Annotated in this window: 12 protein-coding genes and 4 tRNA genes; 2 read left to right on the top strand and 14 right to left on the bottom strand. The window is 61.5% G+C overall.

Annotated features, from left to right (window positions below; translation table 11 throughout):
- Positions 1–84 precede the first annotated feature (84 nt).
- The 6 genes from secE to MHX52_RS02835 all read right to left on the bottom strand — a co-directional run bounded on the left by secE (position 85) and on the right by MHX52_RS02835 (position 2,749).
- Positions 85–429 carry a preprotein translocase subunit SecE gene (gene secE / locus MHX52_RS02810; RefSeq protein ID WP_239316452.1) on the bottom strand — a complete coding sequence of 115 codons (345 nt, stop codon included), beginning with the start codon at positions 427–429 and terminating at the stop codon, positions 85–87.
- A gap of 40 nt (positions 430–469) precedes the next feature.
- Positions 470–542: transfer RNA gene (locus tag MHX52_RS02815), tRNA-Trp, on the bottom strand.
- A gap of 305 nt (positions 543–847) precedes the next feature.
- A tRNA-Met gene (locus tag MHX52_RS02820) sits at positions 848–921 on the bottom strand.
- A gap of 73 nt (positions 922–994) precedes the next feature.
- Positions 995–1,067 (bottom strand) — tRNA-Thr (locus MHX52_RS02825).
- A 466-nt stretch (positions 1,068–1,533) separates the two neighbouring features.
- Positions 1,534–1,615: transfer RNA gene (locus tag MHX52_RS02830), tRNA-Tyr, on the bottom strand.
- 123 nt (positions 1,616–1,738) lie between these two features.
- Positions 1,739–2,749 (bottom strand): polyprenyl synthetase family protein, encoded by a 1,011-nt coding sequence (locus tag MHX52_RS02835; protein ID WP_239316454.1) that lies wholly within the window; start codon positions 2,747–2,749, stop codon positions 1,739–1,741.
- Between the two features lie 175 nt (positions 2,750–2,924).
- Here MHX52_RS02835 and MHX52_RS02840 point away from each other — a divergent pair, with 175 nt between their 5' ends.
- A complete protein-coding gene (locus tag MHX52_RS02840; RefSeq protein WP_239316456.1) occupies positions 2,925–4,364 on the top strand; it encodes a geranylgeranyl reductase family protein in 1,440 nt (479 codons plus the stop codon).
- 34 nt (positions 4,365–4,398) lie between these two features.
- Here MHX52_RS02840 and MHX52_RS02845 read toward each other — a convergent pair whose 3' ends face one another.
- From MHX52_RS02845 to MHX52_RS02865, 5 genes are all read right to left on the bottom strand, one after another.
- Positions 4,399–5,085 carry a demethylmenaquinone methyltransferase gene (locus tag MHX52_RS02845; protein WP_239316458.1) on the bottom strand — a complete coding sequence of 229 codons (687 nt, stop codon included), beginning with the start codon at positions 5,083–5,085 and terminating at the stop codon, positions 4,399–4,401.
- 28 nt (positions 5,086–5,113) lie between these two features.
- A complete protein-coding gene (locus MHX52_RS02850) occupies positions 5,114–6,436 on the bottom strand; it encodes a glycosyltransferase family 1 protein (protein WP_239316460.1) in 1,323 nt (440 codons plus the stop codon).
- A 92-nt stretch (positions 6,437–6,528) separates the two neighbouring features.
- Positions 6,529–7,005: a DUF3592 domain-containing protein gene (locus tag MHX52_RS02855; RefSeq protein ID WP_239316462.1), complete on the bottom strand. Its 477-nt coding sequence runs from the start codon at positions 7,003–7,005 to the stop codon at positions 6,529–6,531.
- Complete coding sequence (menD, locus tag MHX52_RS02860) at positions 7,002–8,783, bottom strand: 2-succinyl-5-enolpyruvyl-6-hydroxy-3-cyclohexene-1-carboxylic-acid synthase (protein ID WP_239316565.1); 1,782 nt, start codon at positions 8,781–8,783, stop codon at positions 7,002–7,004. Before menD ends, MHX52_RS02855 begins: the two co-directional genes overlap by 4 nt.
- 104 nt (positions 8,784–8,887) lie before the next feature.
- A complete protein-coding gene (locus MHX52_RS02865) occupies positions 8,888–10,006 on the bottom strand; it encodes an o-succinylbenzoate synthase (protein ID WP_239316464.1) in 1,119 nt (372 codons plus the stop codon).
- A gap of 44 nt (positions 10,007–10,050) precedes the next feature.
- On the opposite strand from MHX52_RS02865, the gene MHX52_RS02870 reads away from it, so the two are divergent.
- Entirely contained in the window at positions 10,051–11,013 is a 963-nt protein-coding gene (locus MHX52_RS02870) for a 1,4-dihydroxy-2-naphthoyl-CoA synthase (RefSeq protein ID WP_239316466.1), read from the top strand.
- 657 nt (positions 11,014–11,670) lie between these two features.
- Here the strand turns inward: MHX52_RS02870 and MHX52_RS02875 are convergent.
- The 3 genes from MHX52_RS02875 to MHX52_RS02885 form a co-directional block, all read right to left on the bottom strand.
- Positions 11,671–12,948: an ABC transporter permease gene (locus MHX52_RS02875; protein ID WP_005292072.1), complete on the bottom strand. Its 1,278-nt coding sequence runs from the start codon at positions 12,946–12,948 to the stop codon at positions 11,671–11,673.
- Positions 12,941–13,732, bottom strand: coding sequence for an ATP-binding cassette domain-containing protein (locus tag MHX52_RS02880; protein WP_239316468.1), 792 nt, complete (start codon positions 13,730–13,732; stop codon positions 12,941–12,943). Before MHX52_RS02880 ends, MHX52_RS02875 begins: the two co-directional genes overlap by 8 nt.
- A 185-nt stretch (positions 13,733–13,917) precedes the next feature.
- Positions 13,918–14,859: an RluA family pseudouridine synthase gene (locus MHX52_RS02885; protein ID WP_239316470.1), complete on the bottom strand. Its 942-nt coding sequence runs from the start codon at positions 14,857–14,859 to the stop codon at positions 13,918–13,920.
- Between the last annotated feature and the right edge of the window lie 75 nt (positions 14,860–14,934).

Here is a 14,934-nt window from a genome sequence, read left to right on the forward strand (position 1 = left end):
GAAGCACCCTCCATCATTAAAAATCCGCCTATCGCCGGGCGGCGAAGGCGGTATATAAGTTGATGTTCGCTAGCTTAACACAAGTTAGCGCATAATCTGTCGCAGACCCCAGCTGGCGGCCCAGTCGGTGCCGGCCACGAGGGCGCAGACGAAGATCAGGAACAGCAGGACGATGACGGTGTAGTTCACCATCTCGCGACCCGTGGGCCAGATGACCTTGCCCATTTCGGAGATCACGCCGCGGATGTAGTCCATGATGGCGCTAAAGGGGTTCTTGCGGGTCTTTACAACTTCCGGAGCCTTGGAGTTGGAGTTCGCGACCGCGCGGGACGTGGTGGCCTGTCCGGCCACCTGACGCTTGCCGGACGGACGAAGGCTGCCGCCAGTGCCGGGTTCACCGGCCGCGGTCTTTTTGCTCTCGTCGCTCACGTCTAAGTTCTCCTTAAAGGTACCTGCAAGGAAGATCGTGCAGGGGCGACAGGACTTGAACCTGCAACCTGCGGTTTTGGAGACCGCTGCTCTGCCAATTGAGCCACGCCCCTATCGAAGTTCTGGTTCACGAGTGTACGCGACCAGACCAACATAGGTGAAGCAACATCCTGATAGCGGGGAAATACAGTGCCCATCTGCTGGACTTGCAGCTTCCACGCCACACATTCAGTGCAACGTTCAAAAACAATAGCAGGATAACGACCGCGCGACCAAATAGGGCGCGGGTGCTGGGGCTTGCGGAGTCGGGACACGCAGGTTTAGGGCAGGCGGTTTAAGGCGAGACACAGAACGTAGCGCCAGCAAAAGCAAAACCACCCGGCGACTTACATCACCGGGTGGTCTTGATCTTATTTTGTAGCGGTGGAGGGACTCGATCCCTCGACCTCACGATTATGAGTCGTGCGCTCTAACCAGCTGAGCTACACCGCCATCGTCGCCACTTTGCTACGGACCGCCAACGGTCTGTGTCTAACGTCGCGTGACGGGGCGCATAAAATGACAGAGCCCCCTGACGGAATCGAACCGTCGACCTTTTCCTTACCATGGAAACGCTCTGCCGACTGAGCTAAGGGGGCATCACTTCATTAACGCAGCGGATTTGTTTTAACCGCATCGCTTGAAGCCTGAGTTAGCTTAACCACCCGGCGATACTTTACACAAATCGGCAGTTCAGGGGCGGGTTTTATAGCTTCCAATCACTCTGCATTCCAACGTCTTCAATGCGCTTAGGCCAGCCTCTCGCCAACTTAGCCTCCAGCCCCTCAACAGCCCACTGAATGTCGCTATCCGTTGGGTTGAGTGTCGCTAGAACGGGAATTCGTTAGTGCACATCGTTCTCACCTTCACATACACACAGGTCAGAGAGTTGACCTATGCACGGTCTTGCAAGACTTGGTGACGTTTTCCCGATCTAACGACATCCCACCGTGCAGCCTCCCCGCTGCCTCATGCCCAACTCTCGCACCGCGAACAGCAAAACCCGGTGGCCACCTCCCGCATCGGGAAGCAACCACCGGGTTGTTGTTTTGCCATTTGGCGCTGTGCCAGATGATGGATTCGAACCAACGAAGGCAGAGCCGGCGGATTTACAGTCCGCTCCCTTTGGCCGCTCGGGCAATCTGGCATACACCATTCGGTGCGCTGGTAACTCTACTACGAGTAGCCCCAACTTATGCAAATCGCCAGCTCAAGCAGCCCACCGGAAGCGACTCTGCGCGCCCCGCAAGCTCCGAGGCCACTCCGACAGCTATCCCAGGCGCTCCAAGGCGAAGTCCATCAAGTGGCGCAGCGCCTGAGTCACCTGGTTCTCGGGCAGCTTGGCCAGCTCATCCTCGCCGTACTGACGGTAGCGCTGCACGACTTCAAAGGACTTCTCGCGGCCTTCGGAGCCACGGATAAGCTCCAGCGCCTCGTCCACCAGGGCGTCCTCCGTAACCGGTCCGGTGAGGATCTCGCGCAGTCGCGCCCCTGTGGCGTCATCCTGCTGCATTGCATAAAGAACCGGCAGGGTGAACACGCCCTCGCGCAAGTCCGTGCCAGGCTGCTTGCCGGAAACCTCCGGGTCAGCCCAAATGTCGATGATGTCGTCGACGATCTGGAAGATCTGGCCGACGTTGCGGCCGAAGCGGAACAGTGCCTCGCGGTGCTCCTCGGATGCGCCACTGTGCAGCGCGCCGAGCCAGCCAGCAGAGGCGATGAGCACACCCGTCTTCTCCTGAATGACGGTCAGGTAGTGCTCGATCTCGTCCTCCCCATCGCGGGCGCCAATGGTCTCCCGCATCTGGCCGGTCACCAGCTCCTGGAAGGTCTCCGCGAAGTGCTGCACCGTCTGGGCGCCGAGCGTTGCCATTATTTCGCTGGCGATGGCGAATAGGTAGTCGCCCGCCAGAATCGCCACGGAGTTGTTCCAGCGCTTGTTCGCGGATTCCGCACCGCGGCGCTGGTCGGACTCGTCCATCACGTCGTCGTGGTACAGCGTTGCGAGGTGGGTCAGTTCCACCACGGCAGCTGCCTCGTTTACTTCCTGCGCGGTTGGCTTCTCACCGTAATGAGCCGCCAGCAGGGCAAACATCACGCGGAAGCGCTTGCCGCCTGCCTCGAAAAGGTGGCTGATCTTGTCGGTGAGGAAGGATTCGCCAACCGACAGCCGATCCTTCAGCAGCTGTTCAACCTGCTGCATCGACTGGCCCAAGGCCTCGTTTAGTTGCGCGTCCCCCACGTCAGGGAGCGCCGGTTTACGGGGTGTGGCACTTGGCATGTCCGTGGTCAGCCTCGACTTTTCCTCTTGAACTGCGCATGTGGTGTTTCACATGCGGTCTTTTACATGTCTACCGACACTTTAGTCGATTAACGTGGCAGTGTTTAACGCACGTGCGATCTACGCCTCGACCTCCCCGCCAGCCCTTCCCCACCCCGTGGAACAATGGGTGTCGATGAATCCCCCCGCTTCTGAAACTTTCAACGCTGGCCCCCTCGGCATCGAGTGCGATCTCGCCGTCATCGGAGCAGGCCCGGCTGGTTCCGCCGCTGCTTTTCACGCCGCCCGCGCCGGCCTGGACGTGGTGATGGTGGACATGGCCGACGTGCCGGGTTCTGTGCCGGGCACTGCACCCAGCCTCCTCCCGGTCGGCCGCGATAAGACCTGCGGCGATGGCCTCACCCCACGCGCCGTCGCCTCCCTGGAGTCGATGGGCGCGCTCCACCTCCTCGACGGCGCCCCGTACATTCGAGGGCTCAAGCTGCACGGCTTCGGCGGTTCCATCACCGCGCCGTGGCCTTCAGGAAACTTCCCGCAACGCGGCTCGGCCATCCCCCGCACGCGCCTGGATGCCGCCCTCGCCGGAATCGCTATCGCTGCGGGTGCTCGTTTTATCCAAGCGAAGATTAATGACGCCACCTCGGCTCCAGTGACCCAGCAACTCAGCGAGGTCGCGGGCACTCGCACCGGTGAGGGCGTGCAAGGTTCATCCGCGCCTGTGAAGATCCGTGCGCGCTTCTTCGTCCTGGCCGAGGGCGTTCGCAGCGGCATTGCCCGCAAGCTGGGCGTGCAGTGGGATAAGGGGCTGGTCCACGGCATTGCGGCCCGCAGTTACATCAGCACCCCCTTCGGCGACGAGCCGTGGATCCACTCGCACTTGGAGCTCAACGACGCTTCCGGAACCGCCCAGCCGGGCTACGGGTGGGTGTTCCCCCTGGGCAATCCGGCCGAAGGAGCGGATCGCGGCCCGGCTGAAGGCATCGGCAAAGCGAACCTCGGCTGCGGAGTGCTGGCCACCACCAAGCGCCCCGCCAAGGTAAACACCAAGAAGCTGCTGCGCGACTACGCGCGCCAAGTCAGCGGCGAATGGGCCATCGAGGGAGAGCCGGAATCCATCACCTCCGCCCTCCTGCCGATGGGCGGAGCCGTCAGCCGCGTGGCTGGCCCCAACTGGGCCGCCATCGGAGACACCGCCGCCTTAGTCAATCCGCTGAACGGCGAAGGCATCGACTACGCCTTGGAATCCGCCGAGTTGCTGGTCCGGTTGTTGGTTGATCAGTGGGGCGGGCCGGAGAAGTGGGCGTCCAAAATAAAGAGCCACAATGGTGCCGGCATGGAGCCAGAATGGACGGACCAGCTGCAGAAACACTACGGCGAGGCGTTCGGGCTGGCGCGGCGGCTGGCGGTGGTTTTGACGATGCCGGGGCTAATGAGCGCACTCGGACCGCTGGGCATGCGCGGGCCGCTGGCGAACCGCGTGATGGGAGTGGCGACGCGCCTGATGGGGAACCTCGTGAGTCCAGCTGACCGCGACGTGGCGGCCAGGTTGTGGCGGGGTGCAGGAAGGGTTGTAAACCTCGCACCGATTGACGAGCCCTTCGCGGCGCGGAAGTAGCCGCCGTTGCTGGCCGCACGCGGATAAGTTCCAGTTAGTCGCGGATCGCGCTATGGAGCGCCACGATTCCGCCGGTGAGGTTCTGCCAGCCGACCTCTCGCCAACCGCAGTCGCGAATCTCCGCGGCGAGTTCCTCCTGGTCAGGCCAGGCGCGGATAGATTCGGCGAGGTACTCGTAGGCATCCGCGTTAGAGCTAACCACCTTGGCGACCTTCGGCAGGGCGCGCATCAGGTATTCCTTGTAGACCGTCTTGAAGATCGGGACGACGGGGGTGGAGAACTCCGCGACAGCGAGCTTGCCGCCCGGCTTCGTCACTCGCGCCATTTCGCGCAGGCCGGCACGGAAATCCACGATGTTGCGCAGACCGTAGTTGATCGTCACCGCGTCGAAGGTCGCGTCGGCGAACGGCAGGTTCGTTCCGTCCGCGCACACCATCGGCACATTGCGGTGGGAGCCGGCGGCGAGCATGCCGAAGGAGAAGTCGCAGGCGATGCAGGTGGCACCCGTGCGGGCGAACTCTTCGGTGGATACGCCCGTGCCTGCGGCGAGATCGAGCACCAGGTCGCCGGGCTTCAAGTCGAGGCGCTTGCGGGTATGGATGCGCCAATAGCGATCCTGCCCGAAGCTCAACACCGTGTTGGTGAGGTCGTAGTTCTTGCCTACCGCGTCGAACATCGACGCGACTTCATGCGGCTTCTTTTCCAAACTTGCCCGAGACACGACTCACATCTTAGCGCGGGCGCTTCGCCTACTTCGCGGCGGGCTCGGCGCTGACCTGCGGGGCAGACTCGGCCGAAGTCTCAACGGTGGCCTGGGCGGTGGTCTCCTCGGTGGTCTCCTCAGCTGCGGGACGGGGCACTTCGCGCACCCCCGTGAAGTCGCGCTGCGAACCCTTGCGCGGGGCCGCCTTGCCACCCTGTGCGATGGCCTGGCGGTAGTAGCCGAGCAGCTGGTCGCACAGGCTGGACCAGCTCTTGTTCTGCACGCCCTCAAAGGCGTTGTCGCGGTAGGTATCCACGTCCCCGGCCAGGATGGTGTCCACCGCTTCGACCAGCTCGGCCTCGAAGTTCTCGACGTTCAGCAGATAGCCGTTGTGGCCCGGCTTGATCAGGTCGATAGGGCCACCGGCAGCCGGGCCGATGGTCGCCACGCGGGAAGCCTGGGCTTCCTGAATCGCCTGGCAGAACGTCTCGTACTGCCCGGTATGCACGAAGATGTCCAGGCTGGCGAAGGCATGAGCCAGGTCCTCGCCGTACAGCCCGCCGGTGAACACTGCGGTGGGCATCCGAGACTTGAGGTCATCCATCTCCGGGCCGTCGCCGACGATCACCAGCTGCACGTCGTCCCGACCGTTCAGGGCAGCCATGCGCTCCACGGACTTCTCGGCAGCCAGGCGGCCGACAAAGCCAACGATGGTACGGCGGCCCTCCAGGTCGGTGGCGTCGCCAGCGTTGCCACGCTTCTTCTCGCCTTCCAACAGCCACTCGCGACGCAGCTCGTCAGAACGCTTGGAGGGGTGGAAGCGCTCCGTATCCACGCCGCGGCCCCAGTGCGCCACGCCCCGCACCCCGTTCTCTTCCAACTCACGCATCGTCACGGAGCTCGGGGCAAGCGTCATGGCGCACATGTTGTGCATGACGCGCACCCAGCGCCACGCCATCTTGGACAGGAACTTCATCTTGTAGTTGTTGGCGAAGCCCGCGACGTCGGTCTGGAAAATTGCCACGCAAGGCAGCTTCAGTGCCCGCGCTGCCACGGCACCCGCGCCGCCGAGCACGAAGGGGCTGGCCAGGTGAACCACGTCGGGCTGGAACTTCTTCAGCTCCGTGTACACGCTCGGCATCGGCACGCCGATCGGCAGGGAGTTAATGCCCGGCACGTCTACGGCGGGCACGCGGGCGATGCGGTAGCCCTCGTAGGTCGCAATTTCCTCCTGCCCATTCGTTGCCCCCGGGGCAATTACTAGCGCTTCGTGCCCGTTGGCACGCAGGTGCTCCAGCACTCGAAGCACGGAATTAACCACGCCGTTTACGTTCGGCAGAAAGCTCTCGGCAACAATTGCAACTCGCATACCCTTCAGCTTCCCTTTTGTAGTTCACGCCCGCGTTTCGTCTGGGTAAAAACATTAACAAGTCTAGGGAAACAAAAGGTTACTTTCGCTACTCAAAGTTTGTTTTTCTTCTGCCAGCGTCGGATCAGCAGCATCAGCATGGCGCACACGCCCAGCCCCACAGCCATGGACGACAGCGCTGGCAGGAAAGCCAACGTCCATCCCCTCCCCTGCACCTTCACGTTCTCGGGGTCGCTGACCTGGTATTCCACCCGCACGTTCTGCCCCTCCACCAGGCCAGAAGGGTACTTTAGTCCCTCCTCGGGCTGCTGGAAGTTGCCGTCTGCGTCGCGGAAGCGCACGGTGGTCCGCAGCGTCTGCACCGAGACCACCTCCGCCGTCGCTTCGGCTTTATCCCGCGAGATCGCAAAGTCATCCATCGCAGAGGTCACGATCATCCCGCCGCACACCAGCATCGCCAGCCCTGCCAGGGCAATAACGGCTTGCTTCGCGCGCCGCAGTCTGCGCGCCGTGCGGATTTGTTTCGGGGTGAGCGTGTCGTTCCTCGCGCGATCTATTGTGCGGTTCATCGTGTGCCCGCAATTCTTTTTTCTATTTCTTGACGCCCACGCCTGCTCACCTTTACTTCCAGCACCGTGATCCCGCTTCCGCCGATCTCGGCGTGCTCGTCGATGGCTGCGGCGAGCTCTTCCACGCTGGTAGCCAGCTTGTGTTCCACTCCGAACCCGGCGCAGAGCTCCGCGAAGTCCAGGTCCAGTGGCGTGCCGAAGACCCGCTCGAAGGCGGCGGTGCCGTCGGCGAAGGTGCGCAAGCTCTCGGCCCCGGGCTCAAGAGTTTCAAAGATCCCGCCGCCGCTATCGTTGGTCAGCACGATCAGCAGGTTGTCGGGGCGCGGCTCGAGCGGTCCGATGTTCAGCCCGCCGAGGTCGTGAGCGAATGTCAGGTCGCCCATCACCGCAATGGTGCGCGGCGCGCGGATCGCGGTCGGGTCGGCGTGGGCGTGCGCCATCGCCGCGCCCACGGCGGTGGAGATGGTTCCGTCGATCCCCGCCGCCCCACGGTTGGCGATCGCCTGCACTCCGTCGAAGGGCAGCCCGGCGCGGGAGGCATCCCGCACCGCCGTAGACGCCCCTAGTACCAGGAGGTCCCCGTCGCGCAGGGCGTCCGCAACAACGGCCACAGCATGTACAGCGGTGAACGGTTCGTGCTCGGCCAACCCGTCGCGCACCTGATTCACGCCCATGTCGCTGATGGCGTGGGCGACCTGCAGCCAGCTTTCCGGCTGCTCGCCGCGCGGTCGGACGGTGCTGCCGACCTCGTCTACGTTGTCGAAAACGTCGGTGATGTTGCGGGTGTCGCTGAGGGCGATGACGTTGATGTCCTTGTTGGCCAGAAGCTTTGTGACGCCACGGTGGAGGGTTGGCCGGCCGATCACCACGATCTGTTCCGGGGTGGTGACCGCCGAGTGTTCGCCGTCGCTGACGACCTGGGTGCTGAACATGTCTACGGCCGCGCTGTGCACGGGGAAGTCGGGTGCAGGTGCGACGGGTTCCGCGATGGTCGGCACGTCCGCAAGTTCGTCCATGATCGAACGCGCCCAGGCAGTATCCGTCACCGATCCCGCGATGACGAGCGTGCGGCGCGACAGATCTACGTCTACCTGGCCATAGGGCAGCTTCCGAGGACCGCGGGTGGGCTGGCTGGGAGCGTGCGAGTCGTGCGCACCCTCGGTCGTTGCCGCATCTTCAGCGGCGTCTTCAGCGGCGGCGATTTCGCCCGCCCACAGCGATAGCTCGTCCAGCGTCGGTGGCACAAGCGGTTCCCGTAGCGGCACGTCCAGGTGGGCTCCGCCGCCGTCGATGGGGTCCGTTGCTGCAGCGATTAGCTTGCGCACCAGGTCGCGGAGCTCCCCTGCGGCACCTGCAGCGGCGCCTTCCAGCGCCAGTTCGCCAGTGTTCAGGGTGCATACGGAATGGGTGCCGAAGATCTCCGCCTGGTCGATGGTCTGGTTCGCCCCCGAGCCCAGCATAGAGAGCGGCCGGTTCGCCGAGAGCACAACCAGCGGCACGCCGGAAAGCGTGGCCTCCACCATCGCCGGCAGGCAGTTGGCCACGGCCGTCCCGGAAGTCATGACGACCGGCACCGGCTGGCGCGATACCTTCGCCAGCCCCAGTGCCAGGAAAGCTGCCGAACGCTCATCGGTGCGGACGTGCAGGCGCACCCGCCCGACCCTTTCCGCTTCCACGAACGCCAGGTTCAGCGGCGAGTTCCGCGAGCCGGGGCACAACACCGCCTCCCGCACACCACTGCGGATCAGCTGGTCAACCAGCACCAACCCCGCGCGCACTGCAACGGGGCTGGGCAGCGCGGCGGAGTGTACTGCAGAGCCTTGAGTCGGATCCTGAGCCGGATCCTGGGAAGAACTATCAGCGTTAGTCACAGTTCCACAATCTACCTTCCGCCCTCTAGGTAGCTATAAGCCGCACGCAGGCGGTCCAGCCACCAATCGCGCCGCTCGCCGGTAAGGCGGAACTCCGCCAGCCGGTCGGCATCGGGGGTTACAGCGCCGGTGTGCATGCGACCATCGACAATCCGCCGTTCTGCGAGGTCGCGTTCAAAGAGCGTGCCGGTAGCCAGCCCGGCGGCGTTGGGTTCGGCGACCATGCCATCGTCATCGATGTGCACCAGGCTGGCGGCGGCCTGCAAACCCGCGCCGAGGCCAACCGCGGTATCCAGGGCCGAACTCACCGTGATGGATACGCCGCGTTGCGCGACCTCGCTGGCCACCCGGCGGAGCTGATCCACGCCCCCGAGCGGCGGCACCTTGAGCACGGCCACGTCGCACGCCCCCGCGTCGGTAACCTCCTTGACCGCTGTGATCGGATCCGCGCTCTTACGGATGGCCTCGTCGGCAGCAACGCGCACAAACACTCCCCGCCGCATGAGGCTCTGGCGCACCTCCGCCAGCTCGGCGACGGTGCGGCAGGGCTGCTCCACATAATCCAGCGGACCGTCGGCGACGAGGGTTTCCACGACCTCCAGAGCTTGCTGGACGGTCCAGCCACCATTGGCGTCCATGCGGATCCTCGGGGCACGAACCCCCTGGTCCGCATACCACTGCCGAACTGCACGGACGCGCTGAACATCTTGGCGCATGCTGGCGGCCGGGTCGTTGGCCAGGGCGTTCTTCTCTGCAACCTTGACCTTCACAGTGGTGCAGCCCGGGTAGCGTGCCATAAGCTCGCCGATGATCCCCGGCTGGTCGTCTACGTCCACTGCGGGGATGGTGGCGTTGACGGCCACCCACTCATTGACGGGGGCTGAACCGCTAGTTCCATAGCCGTACTGGATCGCCGAACGCAGCCACAGGGAGGCCTCGGCCGGTTCGTATTCCGGAAAAGGGGCGAACTCGGCCCACTGGGACGGGGCGTCAATAAGAAGGGCCTCACGTACAGTCACGCCACGGAAGGGCACCCGCATCGGCAGGGCAACCACGTCGGCGCGCTCGAGTAACTCGGCGAGCGACGGCAGCGGAAAAGACAGGTGGGAAGATGCGGCGGAATGGTTCATGCTTCCTACCTTGCCAAAAGCGGCCGGCCGATAGAATGGCGGGCATGACTGATTCCAGCAACAACCCCTTCAAACCCGAGCTGTGGCGCCCGGTAGATGCGCCGGGTGTAAACAACTTCACGGACATCACCTACCACCGCCTTGTTGGCGAAGGCCGCGCCAACGGCATCGTCCGCATCGCCTTCGCCCGCCCCGAGGTCCGCAACGCCTTCCGCCCGCACACCGTCGACGAGCTGTACCGGGCGCTGGACCACGCGCGCCGCACCCCGGACGTGGGCACAATCCTGCTGACCGGCAACGGGCCTTCCCCGAAGGACGGCGGCTGGGCGTTTTGCTCCGGCGGTGACCAGCGCATCCGTGGCCGTTCCGGTTATCAGTACGCCACCAGCCACGATTCGGACGTCGCCGCCGCCGGCGCAGAGGGAGTGGACGAGGCTCGCGCGAAGGTGGAGGGCGGCCGTCTGCACATCCTGGAGGTGCAGCGCCTGATCCGCACGATGCCGAAGGTCGTGATCTGCCTGGTCAACGGCTGGGCCGCCGGTGGCGGGCACAGCCTGCACGTGGTGTGCGACCTAACCCTGGCCTCCCGCGAGCACGCTAAGTTCAAGCAGACGGACGCCGACGTCGGCTCCTTCGACGCAGGCTATGGCTCCGCCTACCTGGCCAAGCAGGTGGGCCAGAAGTTTGCCCGCGAGATCTTCTTCCTCGGCGAGGCCATCGACGCTGAAACGATGCACCAGATGGGAGCCGTCAACCGTGTGGTGGACCACGCGGATCTGGAGGACACCGCCATCGAATGGGGCCGCAAGATCAACACCAAGTCCCCCACAGCACAGCGCATGCTGAAGTTCGCCTTCAACCTAACCGACGATGGGTTGATGGGCCAGCAGGTCTTCGCGGGTGAGGCTACGCGCCTGGCCTACATGACCGACGAGGCCGTAGAAGGCAAGGATGCCTTCCTAGAAAAGCGCGAGCCGAACTGGGACGACTTCCCGTACTACTACTAACTAAGACAGTCCGGGGCTCTCTAAGACAAGTCTTCTTTGACAATTCTGCGCCCTTGGCGAAGCCCGCCTGTCGTCCAATGACTCAGGACGCACAGCACCAAAGCAAGAACTGAAGTGAGTACGACATGCGGCTCCGTGGGCGCGGGTATCAGCCGAGAGTCCCCTAGAGGGACTAAAGAACGGTAGGCAGGCATAAACCCCTGGATTGCGATACAAGCCGCATAGAAGCCCAGGGAGCTAACTCCCGCCCAGTAGGGACCAATCCACGGTGATAGCCCCAGAGTCACCGATGCTACAAGGGTGCTGCTCGTCAGAATCATCAACACTACGACGTTGGCAGGGTAAATTCTCAATAGCTGCCCCATTGCCACCGCCGCCACAAGCCATATACTCACGAAGGTCACGCACAGAGAAAACAATGCAACCCCTCGTACACGTGAGGAACTGCCTTCCCATTGAGCACTTAGAGGTTCAATCAGAACTGCCACCACAGTACTCAAAAGTAAGAAGACCAACTCCACGTAGAGCACGTATTTAGGCTCATATACCGTGTCCCAGTTCACTTGAAATCCACCATCGCCAACCAAGACAACTGCAAACACTGCCAGGAGGGAGGCGCCCACAACCCAACCCAGCCTTCGGGTCTGCCAACCGTACTTAAGAAGCTGCATTGGTACCGCCAGAATAACTGCAGGTACTCAGTTCTTTACTGTGTTCCTGCACGATCATTTCCATCTGAACGTCATTAAACTGTCGCTCTTTAGGATGGTCTGGTTCGCTACTAAAAGTTTCACGGGCCGTGACTGGAACCCTAGACAACAGCCAGTCGTTAACTTCGAAAGAAGTGTTGACAGCAGACTCGGAGGATTCCGGTCCACACACTAGAACTCCGGAAATAGCTTCGATCAATAAAGCACCAAAACGAGATCCTTGACCAGGCTTAAGCTCTACAATTCCAACGCCATAAGGCAAAGGCTTCGCTGTATCGACCAGGGACGAATCTTTCATTTCATAGAAACCCGCCCTCGACCTCCCTACAACATCATCGACTGCATTGAGCGAGGTTCTAATTCTTGCTAATTCGGGCTGGTTCTCCTCGTGTACACACACTGTGCGCTCACCAACTACTTCACAGACCTGTTTTTCTCTGGCAGAGGCAGAATACTCAAAAACCTCCACGGGGCCGGCAGGCGAAACCAAAGCGATGATAAACACAGCGATAGGGGCAGCCAAGGACATAGTCACTCTAGAAATGACACCCCGAGACCTCGTAGCGCCAGCACTATAGAGAGCAAGAACCAAAATCACTATAAAGACAAGCCCCAACAGTAATTGCCGGTTCAGCCAACTATCTGAATAAATGAAACTAGGTAGCTTCTCAGCCGGAAGTATCGGAATAAACCGCAAGGTCGAAAATCCATTAACTGCAGACATGGGAAGCACAGCGAGAAGGGCAACCGCAATCAGGGATACTTTCAGATCAGCAGCCAAGTAGCCAATGACATGACCAAGAAACACCGAAAATACAATCGATCCTAAGATGGCCAGGTATAGTTTAAACTCCGGTGTTCCACCCCCAGCTGTTGCAATAGCAAAGCTGAAGCAGATAAGCAGTACGGCAACAACGCTAAATATAGACACCGCTAACCACGTTAATGTTGTCCAGATAGACTGCCCGTAAGGGCTAACTCGAGTTCCTGCCATAGTGCTTATCCGCCCCGGAGAGTGCCCGAGGACCTGCAGCACCGCAGCTATCCCGCCTACAAGTGGCATCACGACGACAAGTGAGTTCGACAAGTTCGACTCAATAAGACCCCACTGCTGATAGGGAGCCTTCAACAGCTCAAGTTGAAAGAGGACTTCCGTTAAGGTAATTACACAGGCACCCGCAAGCATGATCCAACCGAGGGAAGACCGAGCATACAATCTAATCATGCTTCGGATCCTCCCCATTCTGGGATCGCAGACTCTGAACCAAGTCCGAGTACCCAGCTTCAAACTCAGTTCCATATCGAAGGTCATCGCTGGTAGCCAGCCCCTCTCCCATACCCTCGAGCGACCCGGAGTACAGGAGCTGCCCCTCTGCTATGACCCATACATCATCAGCCAGATACCGAAGATCTTCCATATGGTGGGTAGAAATAAGGACGAGCCTGTCATCGCTAGCAGCGTCGGCAATGCATTTCCGCATTAGCATTCTCGATTCCGGATCCAACCCCGTAGTGGGCTCGTCGAGAATCATTACCTCCGGCTCGTGTACAAGGACGCACGCGAGTCCAAGCCGTTGCCGTTGTCCACCCGAGAGCGCACCAGCCTTCAGCACTTGCTGCTCATTCAGACGAACAACATCAAGCGAATTTTCCACAGCACGATTAAGTTGCTTCCCCGTTAGACCATTAACCCATCCAACATATTCAACAGTGTCTTTGACACACATCCCGGGAACAAACGTGAAACGCTGCGGTAAGTAGCCAATAGAAGAGTTTCTCTGATACTCATCCATCGTTTTCCGCCCATGCTCTGTCACCAGGCAGACTGAACCCTTCGGGGATTTCAACCGACCAGTGACAATATTCAGCAAGGTACTCTTACCGGAACCATTCGGCCCCAAGATACCCGTGACACCTTCATTAAAAGTTCCGGTAATGGAGCACAACACTGGCTTCTTACCAAGGATCTTCCTATACGAGAAGCTCAGTTCTTCTATTGACAGTTTCATGCGTCGGAACTCAACCTCATAGGAAAGTTAGCAACGCACACCGCGATCTCCTTGCCTCTTATCAACATCGGGGCAGCAACTCCACCCTCAAAGGCATTAAATCCCAACAAGGCTGAGGCATCAATAAGATAATTAAATTTAACCACTTTTGGGGGCAAAATTGATTGGGCAAGAACACCCCTCCACTAGCCGCGCAGCTTATTCCACGCCGGGGGCATCGGGGCGTGCACATCCAGCACCTCGCCATCCGGCAGCGGCACCACCAGCCTGCAGGCGTGCAGCATCAGCATCCGCACCCCCTTCTCCCCGGCCGCCCGGTTAGCGGCGGGGTTCCCGTAGCGAGAGTCCCCGATGATCGGGTGGCCCAGGTGCTGCAGGTGAACGCGGATCTGGTGCTTGCGCCCTGTCAGCAGCTGCACCTCCACAAGGGTGCCCGCAGTTCCCCACGGTTTCTTCACCCACATCTTCGTTTCCGCCCGCTGCCCGGCGCGACGGTCCACTACCGTGGCCGCCCCGGTTTTGCGCAGTGGCACCTCTATCCGTTGCGGCTGCCTGCCGGTCCCTTTCACCCCACCGGCAACCACCGCCAGGTAGTAGCGCTGGATGTCCTCCCCGCCGGTACGCAGGAGCTCCTGCAGGTGCCGCAGCATCTTCGAGTTCTTGGCTACTATCAGTAGCCCGGAGGTTTCCTTATCAAGCCGGTGCGCCAGCTCTAGTTCCTTTTCCTTCGGCCGTAACACGCGCAGCGCCTCGATCACCCCAGCCTTGACCCCGCTGCCCACGTGCACGGCGATGTTGGCGGGCTTATTCACAACGAGCAGGTCGTCATCCTCAAACACGATGTGCCGGGACAGCCTGCGGGCCAGTTGTTCCGCCGCCTTGCGATCCCCCGCGGGTGGTGGCTTCGCCCTAGCAACCTCCAGGGCGGGCAACCGAACCTTGTCGCCGGCAACGGTGCGCTGGTCGGGTTTGCACTTGGCGCCGTTGACGGTGATCTGCTTGGTGCGCATCAGGCGGAACAGCACCGTGGCGGGTACGCCCTTGACCTGCGAGCGGATGTATTTATCCAGGCGGCGATCCGCCTGCGAGTCGCTCACGATCAGGGTCTGAGGTTCGGAATGATTCATGGTGGCTCTGGCCTCTATCTGTAGCAGATTGACCTGCCACAAGCCCGGCCATGCCACCGCTAAGTTGGTAGCGTT

The sequence above is a fragment of the Corynebacterium sp. ACRQJ genome, from assembly GCF_022346045.1.
Classification (GTDB): domain Bacteria; phylum Actinomycetota; class Actinomycetes; order Mycobacteriales; family Mycobacteriaceae; genus Corynebacterium; species Corynebacterium evansiae.

Excerpts from the sequence above, each read along its gene's own strand:
- MHX52_RS02835 (WP_239316454.1), bottom strand. The coding sequence starts at position 2,749 with ATGCCAAGTGCCACACCCCGTAAACCGGCGCTCCCTGACGTGGGGGAC.
- MHX52_RS02840 (WP_239316456.1), top strand. The coding sequence starts at position 2,925 with ATGAATCCCCCCGCTTCTGAAACTTTCAACGCTGGCCCCCTCGGCATC.
- MHX52_RS02850 (WP_239316460.1), bottom strand. The coding sequence starts at position 6,436 with ATGCGAGTTGCAATTGTTGCCGAGAGCTTTCTGCCGAACGTAAACGGC.
- MHX52_RS02855 (WP_239316462.1), bottom strand. The coding sequence starts at position 7,005 with ATGAACCGCACAATAGATCGCGCGAGGAACGACACGCTCACCCCGAAA.
- MHX52_RS02865 (WP_239316464.1), bottom strand. The coding sequence starts at position 10,006 with ATGAACCATTCCGCCGCATCTTCCCACCTGTCTTTTCCGCTGCCGTCG.
- MHX52_RS02870 (WP_239316466.1), top strand. The coding sequence starts at position 10,051 with ATGACTGATTCCAGCAACAACCCCTTCAAACCCGAGCTGTGGCGCCCG.
- MHX52_RS02875 (WP_005292072.1), bottom strand. The coding sequence starts at position 12,948 with ATGATTAGATTGTATGCTCGGTCTTCCCTCGGTTGGATCATGCTTGCG.
- MHX52_RS02880 (WP_239316468.1), bottom strand. The coding sequence starts at position 13,732 with ATGAAACTGTCAATAGAAGAACTGAGCTTCTCGTATAGGAAGATCCTT.
- MHX52_RS02885 (WP_239316470.1), bottom strand. The coding sequence starts at position 14,859 with ATGAATCATTCCGAACCTCAGACCCTGATCGTGAGCGACTCGCAGGCG.